At 71.4% G+C, this 9,479-nt stretch carries 10 protein-coding genes; 6 read left to right on the forward strand and 4 right to left on the reverse strand.

Translation table 11 applies throughout. From position 1 onward, the window contains the following. The first annotated feature begins 194 nt into the window (after positions 1 to 194). Positions 195 to 1,691, forward strand: a complete 1,497-nt coding sequence (gene rpsA, locus ABZ215_RS10905) for a 30S ribosomal protein S1 (protein ID WP_017988058.1) — start codon at positions 195 to 197, stop codon at positions 1,689 to 1,691. A 138-nt stretch (positions 1,692 to 1,829) separates the two neighbouring features. Here the strand turns inward: rpsA and ABZ215_RS10910 are convergent, their stop codons facing one another. After that, positions 1,830 to 2,456 (reverse strand): TetR/AcrR family transcriptional regulator, encoded by a 627-nt coding sequence (locus ABZ215_RS10910; protein WP_020418502.1) that lies wholly within the window; start codon positions 2,454 to 2,456, stop codon positions 1,830 to 1,832. Between the two features lie 145 nt (positions 2,457 to 2,601). Here ABZ215_RS10910 and folP point away from each other — a divergent pair, with 145 nt between their 5' ends. Continuing rightward, a complete protein-coding gene (gene folP, locus ABZ215_RS10915; RefSeq protein WP_354949388.1) occupies positions 2,602 to 3,414 on the forward strand; it encodes a dihydropteroate synthase in 813 nt (270 codons plus the stop codon). Between the two features lie 25 nt (positions 3,415 to 3,439). Here folP and ABZ215_RS10920 read toward each other — a convergent pair whose 3' ends face one another. Further along, positions 3,440 to 3,904, reverse strand: coding sequence for a hypothetical protein (locus ABZ215_RS10920; protein WP_354949382.1), 465 nt, complete (start codon positions 3,902 to 3,904; stop codon positions 3,440 to 3,442). Positions 3,905 to 4,025: 121 nt separating this feature from the next. Continuing rightward, on the reverse strand, positions 4,026 to 4,772 hold the full coding sequence (locus ABZ215_RS10925) for an IclR family transcriptional regulator (RefSeq protein WP_027935942.1): 747 nt from the start codon (positions 4,770 to 4,772) through the stop codon (positions 4,026 to 4,028). Positions 4,773 to 4,830: 58 nt separating this feature from the next. Here ABZ215_RS10925 and ABZ215_RS10930 point away from each other — a divergent pair, with 58 nt between their 5' ends. Then, positions 4,831 to 5,742, forward strand: a complete 912-nt coding sequence (locus ABZ215_RS10930; protein WP_354949383.1) for an acetaldehyde dehydrogenase (acetylating) — start codon at positions 4,831 to 4,833, stop codon at positions 5,740 to 5,742. After that, a complete protein-coding gene (dmpG, locus tag ABZ215_RS10935) occupies positions 5,739 to 6,761 on the forward strand; it encodes a 4-hydroxy-2-oxovalerate aldolase (RefSeq protein WP_020418497.1) in 1,023 nt (340 codons plus the stop codon). Before ABZ215_RS10930 ends, dmpG begins: the two co-directional genes overlap by 4 nt. On the opposite strand, the gene ABZ215_RS10940 is transcribed toward dmpG, so the two are convergent. Continuing rightward, the gene (locus ABZ215_RS10940; RefSeq protein WP_020418496.1) at positions 6,758 to 7,348 is read right to left on the reverse strand and encodes a TetR family transcriptional regulator; all 591 of its coding nucleotides are present in this window, start codon (positions 7,346 to 7,348) and stop codon (positions 6,758 to 6,760) included. The genes dmpG and ABZ215_RS10940 overlap by 4 nt on opposite strands. 48 nt (positions 7,349 to 7,396) lie before the next feature. Here ABZ215_RS10940 and ABZ215_RS10945 point away from each other — a divergent pair, with 48 nt between their 5' ends. Both ABZ215_RS10945 and ABZ215_RS10950 read left to right on the forward strand, forming a co-directional pair. Continuing rightward, on the forward strand, positions 7,397 to 8,320 hold the full coding sequence (locus tag ABZ215_RS10945) for an oxygenase MpaB family protein (protein WP_354949384.1): 924 nt from the start codon (positions 7,397 to 7,399) through the stop codon (positions 8,318 to 8,320). Continuing rightward, on the forward strand, positions 8,317 to 9,342 hold the full coding sequence (locus ABZ215_RS10950) for an LLM class F420-dependent oxidoreductase (protein WP_354949385.1): 1,026 nt from the start codon (positions 8,317 to 8,319) through the stop codon (positions 9,340 to 9,342). The genes ABZ215_RS10945 and ABZ215_RS10950 overlap by 4 nt, the downstream gene beginning before the upstream one ends. The last annotated feature ends 137 nt before the right edge of the window (positions 9,343 to 9,479 follow it).

A 9,479-nucleotide genomic window follows, 5' to 3' on the forward strand; every position in this document is an offset into this window, starting at 1 on the left:
TATCTCTAGCGCAGTGGGTTCGCGCTACCTTCCACTCGGCAGAGCTGAGCCGGGTTCCGGGTCGCGCACCGTCGGCGGTGATGCTCCGCGGCCGTTCCGTTGTGAACGTTTGCTCATGGTTGCCGTCGCACGCTCACCGCGCGCGCAAACTGCAAACCTACTCGAGCCGTAAACCAACCGGAGCAACCCACCTAATGACCACCGACACCACCACCGCCCCGACGTCCGGCGCCGCCCAGGTCGCCGTCAACGACATCGGGTCGGAGGAAGACTTCCTCGCCGCGATCGACAAGACGATCAAGTACTTCAACGACGGCGATATCGTTGAGGGCACCATCGTCAAGGTCGACCGCGACGAGGTGCTGCTCGACATCGGTTACAAGACCGAGGGCGTCATCCCCTCGCGTGAGCTGTCCATCAAGCACGATGTCGATCCCGGCGAGGTCGTCAGCGTCGGTGACGAGGTCGAGGCCCTCGTTCTCCAGAAGGAGGACAAGGAAGGCCGGCTGATCCTGTCCAAGAAGCGCGCCCAGTACGAGCGCGCCTGGGGCACGATCGAGGAGCTCAAGGAGAAGGACGAGCCCGTCAAGGGCACCGTCATCGAGGTCGTCAAGGGCGGCCTGATCCTCGACATCGGCCTGCGGGGCTTCCTGCCCGCCTCCCTGGTGGAGATGCGCCGCGTGCGCGACCTGCAGCCCTACGTCGGCCGCGAGCTAGAGGCGAAGATCATCGAGCTGGACAAGAACCGCAACAACGTGGTCCTGTCCCGCCGGGCCTACCTCGAGCAGACCCAGTCCGAGGTCCGCAGCGAGTTCCTCAACGCGCTCGCCAAGGGCCAGGTCCGCAAGGGCGTCGTGTCCTCGATCGTCAACTTCGGCGCGTTCGTCGACCTCGGCGGCGTCGACGGTCTGGTGCACGTCTCGGAGCTGTCCTGGAAGCACATCGACCACCCGTCCGAGGTCGTCGAGGTCGGCCAGGAGGTCACCGTCGAGGTGCTGGACGTCGACATGGACCGCGAGCGCGTGTCCCTGTCGCTGAAGGCGACCCAGGAAGACCCGTGGCGCCAGTTCGCCCGCACCCACGCGATCGGCCAGATCGTGCCGGGCAAGGTCACCAAGCTCGTCCCGTTCGGCGCGTTCGTCCGCGTCGAGGAGGGCATCGAGGGCCTGGTGCACATCTCCGAGCTGGCCGAGCGCCACGTGGAGATCCCGGAGCAGGTCGTGCAGGTCGGCACCGAGGTCATGGTCAAGGTCATCGACATCGACCTGGAGCGCCGCCGGATCTCGCTGTCGCTGAAGCAGGCGAACGAGGGCTTCACCACCGACACCGAGTTCGACCCGACGCAGTACGGCATGGCCGCCGAGTACGACGACCAGGGCAACTACATCTACCCCGAGGGCTTCGACCCCGACACGCAGGAGTGGCAGGAAGGCTACGACAAGCAGCGTGAGGAGTGGGAGCGCCAGTACGCCGAGGCGCACGCCCGCTACGAGGCCCACATGCGGCAGATCGCCAAGGCGGCCGAGGCCAGCGCCCAGGCGGCGGCCGAGGAGGCCACCGGTGGTCCGGTCGGCGGCGGCGAGCAGAACTACAGCTCGACCGGCGGCGGCTCGGAGCAGCGCAGCGGCGGCACCCTCGCCAGCGACGAGCAGCTCGCGGCTCTGCGCGAGAAGCTCTCCGGCGGTGCGTGAGCCCTCGCGGCTGAGTGACTGATCCGTGGCCCCCGGTCCTGCTTGGACCGGGGGCCACGGTCGTTCCCGGGGCCGACCCGGCGCTCGTTGCCGGTGTGGCGCTGGACAACGGGTTCCGTCGGCGGCTCGGCTGCCGCCTCAGGCGAGTTCGAGGTCCAGCCCGTTGATCATCGCGCGGATGCCGGATCCGAACACCTCGTCGTAGGCGTCGTCGGTGGTCTCGATGAACCACTTCGGCGGCGGGTTGCGTGCGCGGTGCGTCAGCTCGACGCTCACCAGCCCGTGCATCGTGGTCCAGATCAGGTATCCGGTGACGTTCGGGTCGCGGCCGGGCGGCGTCACCGGCGCCACGCGGTCCACCAGCAGGTCGAAGCTGCTCCGCTGCGCGAACGCCCGCAGGTCCGGGTCCGGGTCGAACCCGGGCACCGACTGCTCGAACATGAACGCGTACCGCGCCGGGCTGTCCAGCGCGAACCGGCGGTAGGCGCGGGCCAGCGCGAGGATCCCCGCGGCCGGATCGCCGGAAACCGGCGGCACCGCCCGGAACTCCTCGTGCAGCATCTCGAAAGTGCGCTCGTACAAGGCGTCCAGGACGCCGTTGCGGCCGCCGAAGCGCGTGTAGACCCCGATCGTCGACGTGCCGGCCGCCTCGGCGACGCTGCGCACCGTCAGCCCGGCCACGCCCTGCTTGAGGAGAACCGTCAGCGCGGCCTGCAGGAAGCGTTCCCTGCTGTGGCTGTCGCCGTGGCCGTGTCGGGTGGCCATCCGCCGCGCACCCCCTTCGCTCTCCTGGAAGCAACTTAGGGCATAACGCGCGTTATCGCGCCCCCGCCACGGCAGGCATGATGAAGTCGTGGCAGTCGACTTGGTCTTCCGCGGGCGGCGCGTCGTCGCCGACCGCGCGCTCGTGATGGCGATCGTGAACCGCACGCCCGACTCGTTCTACGACCGGGGCGCGTCCTTCGCGGACCCGGACGCGCTGGCGGCCGTCGACCGGGCCGTCGCGGAGGGCGCGGAGATCGTGGACATCGGCGGGGTCAAGGCGGGCCCCGGCAGCGACGTCGGGGTCGACGAAGAGACCCGCCGGGTGGTGCCGTTCGTCGCGGAGATCCGGCGGCGGCACCCGGACCTGGTGATCAGCGTGGACACCTGGCGGCACGAGGTCGGACGGCTGGCCTGCGAGGCCGGAGCGGACCTGCTCAACGACACCTGGGCGGGCGCCGACCCACGGCTGGCGGAGGTCGCGGCCGAGTTCGGCGCCGGGTACGTGTGCTCGCACACCGGGGGAGCGGTGCCGCGCACGCGCCCGTTCCGCGTCCGCTACGAGGACGTCGTCGGCCAGGTGATCGAGGAGATCACCCGCCGGGCCGAGGAGGTCGTCGCGCTCGGCGTGCCCCGCGGCGGCGTCCTGATCGACCCGACGCACGACTTCGGCAAGAACACCTGGCACAGCCTCGCCCTGCTGCGGCACGCGAGCGAGCTGACCGCGACCGGCTGGCCCGTCCTCATGGCACTGTCCAACAAGGACTTCGTGGGGGAGACCCTCGGCGCCGGCGTCTCGGAACGGCTGGACGGCACCCTGGCCGCCACCGCGCTCGCGGCCAGGGACGGCGCGCAGGTGTTCCGGGTGCACGAGGTCCAGCAGACGCGCCGCGTGCTGGAGATGGTGGCGACGATCGCGGGGGAGCGCCCGCCGGCTCAGGCGGTGCGCGGCCTGGCCTGAGCCGGGCGCCGGGCAGCGGAAAGCGCTATCGCGCGGAGCCGTTGAGCCCGTGCAGCACGCGCTGCAGGATCTGCGAGTCCAGGAACTCCGGCTCCGGCAACGGCTCCTCGGCCGGGTACTCGGTCGCCGGGCTGGGCATGCGGTGCGGGGAGCGCGTCGGGAGGGCCCCGGTCAGCCCGGCCGGCAACGGCAGCTCGCACCAGGCCGTGCGGTGCCCGCCGGGCAGGGCGACGGTGTTGATGGTCCAGCCGGGCAGCTCGGGGGGTTCGCCGGGGCGGTCGTCGTCGAGTTCGACGACCACGACGTCGCGGTGCAGGCGCAACCGGACGGTCAGGAAGCGGGGCGATCGCCGGTCCGCCCCTTCCACCGAGGACCGCACCAGGTGCCGGACGACGGTCGCCGCGTCGTCGGCCAGTGGCCGCAGTTTCCACTCCAGGAGGGCGAAACGGACGAACATCTCGGCGCAGCTGACGGCGGTCGGTGCAGCCACGAGCCGAAGGTCGTCTACCTGGGTGGTCGCGGTGGTCACGCCAATCCTCCCTAACATCCCCGTGGCCCGGCGAGCGCCACGAGACCGTACGTGTCGATCATCCCCGCTGGTGCGCGAGACCCTACGGCAAGGCTCGCGACAAAGCGAGAGCCGCCGTGCGCACCGCTGGAGAGACGCGCTCGACCCGGACCCGGTTGCTCCAGCCCGAGATCGAAATCGCGGCCCGTGCCCGGCCGGTCGCGCCGAGCACTGGACTGGCTGCACAGGTTACGCCCACCCCGGATTCCTCCCGCTCGTAGGCGACCCCCTCGTCGCGGATCCGGGTCAGCTGCCGCCGCAGCAGCCCGGGCGCGGTGATCGTGCGCGGGCCGACCCTCGTCAGGCCGGCCGCCAGCACGGTGTCCAGCACGGACGCGGGGGAGTGCGCCAGGATCGCCTTGCCCACCGCGGTGGCGTGCGCGGGAAACCGGCCGCCGATGCGCGAGGGCAGGGCGGGCGCGTCCGGGCCGCGCACGATGTCGAGGTACACCACCTCGGTGCCTTCCAGCACCGCGAGGTGCACCGTGTTGCGGGTGGCTTCGCGCAGATCGGCCAGGTAGGGGCGGGCGGCGTCGACGAGCCCGCGTTCGCGGCCGGCGAGCTGCCCGATCTCGAACAGCCGCAGCCCGAGCCGCACCGCGGTGCCGTCCCGTTCCAGCAGTCCGTGCGTGACCAGGTGCCCGGTCAGCCGGTGCACCGACGACTTCGGCAGGCCGGTGCGGCGCGCGAGTTCGGACGCGCCCAGCGCCTGATCGCCCGGCCGGAACGCGCCGAGCAGCGCGGCGATCCGGGCGGCGGTCATCCCGTCGTCCCGCTCAGCGGCACACATGCGTTGAGTGTGCCGCACTCCGGGGCGCACCGTGGAGCCGACCCCGGAAGGAGGGCGCATGAGCACCCGGAAGGCACGGGCCGCGATCGTCGGACCCGGCAACATCGGCACCGATCTGCTCGTCAAGCTGCGGCGCAGCGAGCACATCGAGGTCGCGTACATGGTCGGGGTGGACCCGGCATCGGACGGCCTGAAGCGCGCGGCCGCGCTGGGCGTGGAGACCTCGGCCGAAGGAGTGGACTGGCTGCTGTCCCGCGACGAGCTGCCGGACATCGTCTTCGAGGCCACGTCCGCCAAGGCCCACCTGGCCAACGCGCCGCGCTACGCCGAGGCCGGCATCCAGGCCGTCGACCTGACCCCGGCCGCCGTCGGGCCGTTCACCTGCCCCGCGGTGGACCTGCCGGACCAGCTGGGCGCCGCGAACTTCAACATGATCACCTGCGGCGGCCAGGCCACGATCCCGATCGTGCACGCCGTCGCCCGCGTGACCGAGGTGCCCTACGCCGAGATCGTCGCGTCGGTGTCGTCGCGGTCGGCGGGTCCGGGCACGCGCGCCAACATCGACGAGTTCACCCAGACCACCGCGCGCGGGCTGGAGATCGTCGGCGGCGCCGCGAAGGGCAAGGCGATCATCATCATCAACCCGGTCGAACCGCCGCTCATCATGCGCGACACGGTGTTCTGCGCGATCTCGCCGGACGCCGACCGCGACGCGATCACCGCCTCCGTCGAGCGGATGGTCGCCGACGTGCAGGAGTACGTGCCCGGCTACACGCTCAAGGCGGCGCCGCAGTTCGACGACCCGCGCCCGGGCTGGCAGGGCCGCGCCAGGGTGGCGGTGTTCCTGGAGGTCGCCGGCAACGGCGACTACCTGCCGCCCTACGCCGGGAACCTGGACATCATGACCGCCGCGGCCGCCCGTGTCGGCGAGCTGTTGGCCGCGAACCGGACTCAGGAGGTGCCGGCATGACCGAGCGGGAGGTGCGGCTCGTCGACACGAGCCTGCGCGACGGCAGCCACGCCATGGCGCACCAGTTCACCGAGGAGAACGTGCGGGACACCGTGCGGGCGCTCGACGCGGCGGGGATCTCGCTGATCGAGGTGACCCACGGCGACGGGCTCGGCGGCTCGACCTTCAACTACGGCTTCTCGCTGGTGGACGAGCGGAAGCTGATCGCCGCGGCCGTCGAGGAGGCCAAGCAGGCCAAGATCGCGGTGCTGCTGCTGCCCGGCCTCGGCACGGTCGCCGACCTGGAGGCCGCCGCCGACCTCGGCGCGGGCGCGGTGCGGATCGCCACGCACTGCACCGAAGCGGACGTGTCCATCCAGCACTTCACCGAGGCGCGCAGGCTCGGGCTGGAGACCGTCGGGTTCCTGATGCTGTCGCACATGGCCACGCCGGAAGCGCTGGCGAAGCAGGGCCGGATCATGGTCGACGCCGGCTGCCAGTGCGTGTACGTCGTGGACTCCGCCGGGGCGCTGATCCTGGAGGAGGCCGCCGACCGGGTGGCCGCGCTGGTCGCGGAGTTCGGCGACGCGGCGCAGGTGGGCTACCACGGCCACCAGAACCTCAGCTTCGGCGTCGCGAACTCGGTGCTCGCCCACCGGGCCGGCGCGAAGCAGATCGACGGTTCGCTCGTGGCGCTCGGCGCGGGCGCGGGCAACTCGCCGACCGAGGTGCTGGCCGCGGTGTTCGAGCGGCTCGGCGTCGAGACCGGTGTGGACAAGGACGTGCTGATGGACGCCGCGGAGAACGTGGTGAAGCCGTTCATCACGCGGCTGCCGGTGATGGACCGGTCGTCGATCGTGCAGGGCTTCGCCGGGGTGTACTCCAGCTTCCTGCTGCACGCCGAGCGCGCCGCGGAGCGCTACCAGGTGCCCGCGCACGAAATCCTCTACCGCGTGGGGGAGAAGCGCTACGTCGGCGGTCAGGAGGACATGATCATCGACATCGCGCTGCAACTGGTGGCGGAGCGCGAGTCCGCTTAGGACGACCGCACGAGCAGGCGCACGCAGTGCTCGACCAGGCGTTCCCGGGGCATCTCGGGGGTGCCGGACAGGTAGGCGGTGAACAGGTGGGTCAGCGCGCCGACGAGGCCGATCGCGGTCAGCTGCTTCTCCAGCGCGTCCATGCGCGCGGGCAGCTGCTCGCGGATCAGCCCGGCGAAGGCCGGCAGCAGCGCCATTCCGCGTGCGGACAGGGCCGGGTCGGTGATCGGCGCCAGCAGCAGGACCCGGCCCTTGCGTGGATCGTCCAGCATCAGCTCGACGAACGCGGTGACCGCGGCCTCGGCCCGCTGGGCCGGGGCGCGGCGGCTGTCCGGCACCGCGCCGGCGATGGCGCGGTGGGCCTCGGCGGCGACCTGCTCGTAGACCGCGACCACCAGTTCCTCGCGGTCGGTGAAGCTCTCGTAGAAGTACCGTTCGGTGAGCTTCGCGTGCCGGCACACCGCCCGCACCGTCACCGCCGCGCTGCCCTCGGTGCCGAGCAGGTCGAGCCCGGCGTCGAGCAGCTGGGCGCGCCGGGCCGCCCGGCGGTCGCTCAGGGTGGTGCCCGCCCAGGTCTTCTCCGCCATCCGCCCTCACAATTGACTACGGGTGTTGTCAATTGTAGCGTTCGGATCATGGCACCGCAGCCCCTGGGCCCCGATTCCCTGACGTGGAAGTACTTCGGCGACTGGCGGACCCTGCTCATGGCACTGTGGGCAGGATCCATGCAGAACATGCACCCGGAACTCGGCGCGGGGGTGGAGGAGCACTCGCGGTTCTTCGCCGAGCGGTGGGAGCGGTTGTTCCGCTCGCTCTACCCGATCGGCGGCGTGGTCTACGACGGCCCGCGCGCGGCCGAGACCGCTCGCGCGGTGCGCGGCTACCACGAGACGATCCACGGCGTGGACGCCCGCGGCCGCCGCTACCACGCGCTGAACCCGGGCACGTTCTACTGGGCGCACTCGACGTTCTTCATGCTCACCGTCGTCGCCGCGGAGCGGATGATGGGCGGGCTGAGCGAGGCGGACAAGCGGCGGCTGTTCGACGAGCACGTCCAGTGGTACCGGCTCTACGGGCTGACCATGCGGCCGGTGCCGGGCTCGTGGGAGGAGTTCCAGGCCTACTGGGACCACATGTGCACCGAGGTCCTGGAGGACAACAAGGCCACCAGGGACGTGCTGGACATCGCCGGCATCGCGAAGCCGCCGTTCGTGTCGTGGATGCCGGACCCGGTCTGGCGGTTGTTGCGCGTGGTGATCGCGAAGTCGTTCGTGTGGTGGACCGTCGGTCTGTACCACCCGGCGGTGCGCGAGCGCATGGGTTACTCCTGGTCGCGCCGGAACGAGGTGCTGCACCGGCTGGCCGGCCGCGCGATCGGGCTCGCGTTCCGGTTCGTGCCGCACGACCGCCGCTACCACCCGCGCGCCAGGGCGGCGTGGCGGCGGGCGCGCGGCGAGGTCCCGGCGGACGCCCCGCTGGTGGAGACGCCGGCCCGCAACCTGCCGCCGCTGTCCGAACGGGACAGTCCCACCCATTACGTTCCACGGGAGGTGTCGTGAAGCTCGGCTATCACATCGGTTACTGGTCCTCCGGTCCGCCGGAGGGCGCGCTCGACGCGATCCGCGCCGCGGAGGAGCTGGGGTTCGACTCGGTGTGGACGGCCGAGGGGTACGGCTCGGACGCGCTGACCCCGCTGGCCTGGTGGGGCGCGGCGACCTCGCGGGTCAAGCTCGGCACCAACATCGTCCAGATGTCGGCCCGCACCCCGACCGCCACCGCCATGGCCGCGATGACCCTGGACCACCTCTCCGGCGGCCGGTTCATCCTCGGCCTCGGCGCGTCCGGGCCGCAGGTGGTGGAGGGCTGGTACGGGCAGCCCTACCCGCGGCCGCTGGCCCGGACGCGGGAGTACGTGGAAATCGTGCGGCGGGTGGTGGCCCGGCGGGAACCGGTGACCTTCGACGGCGAGCAGTACCAGCTGCCGCTGAAGGACGGTACGGGGCTGGGCAAGCCGCTGAAGTCCACAGTGCACCCGCTGCGCCCGGAAATCCCCATCTACCTGGCGGCGGAGGGGCCGAAGAACGTCGCGCTGGCGGCCGAGATCTGCGACGGCTGGCTGCCGCTGTTCTTCTCCCCGAAGAGCGACGCGTTCTACCGGGAAGCGCTCGCCGAGGGCTTCGCGCGCCCGGGCGCCCGGCACACGCAGGCCGACTTCGAGGTGGCCGCCTCGGTGCCGGTCATCGTGCACGACGACGTGGAGACCGCGGCCGGGTTCATCAAGCCGTCGCTGGCCCTCTACATCGGCGGCATGGGGGCCAAGCAGGTCAACTTCCACAAGGACGTGTTCGCCCGGCTCGGCTACGCCGACGTCGCGGAGAAGGTGCAGGAGCTCTACCTCGCCGGGCGCAAGGCCGAAGCCACCGCGGCGATCCCCACGTCGCTGGTCGAGGACACCTCGCTGATCGGGCCGCCGGAGAAGATCCGGGCGGAGCTGGCCGCCTGGGAGGAGACCGTGGTGACGACGTTGCTGCTGCGTGGGGACGCGGGGACCCTGCGGCGGATCGCCGAGGTGCTTTCTTAGGTTTTCGCTACGCGGGTGGTGAGGGCGCCGGGCTTCGCTTCGCTACGCCCGGATCTGGCCCTCCCGAACCCGATCTTTCAGTGTTCGGTTGCCGAGACACCGCGTCAAGCCGGGAAAGCGTGGCTTGACCTGGTGGC

The organism is Amycolatopsis sp. NPDC006131 (assembly GCF_040614175.1).
Taxonomy (GTDB): Bacteria; Actinomycetota; Actinomycetes; order Mycobacteriales; family Pseudonocardiaceae; genus Amycolatopsis_E; species Amycolatopsis_E tucumanensis.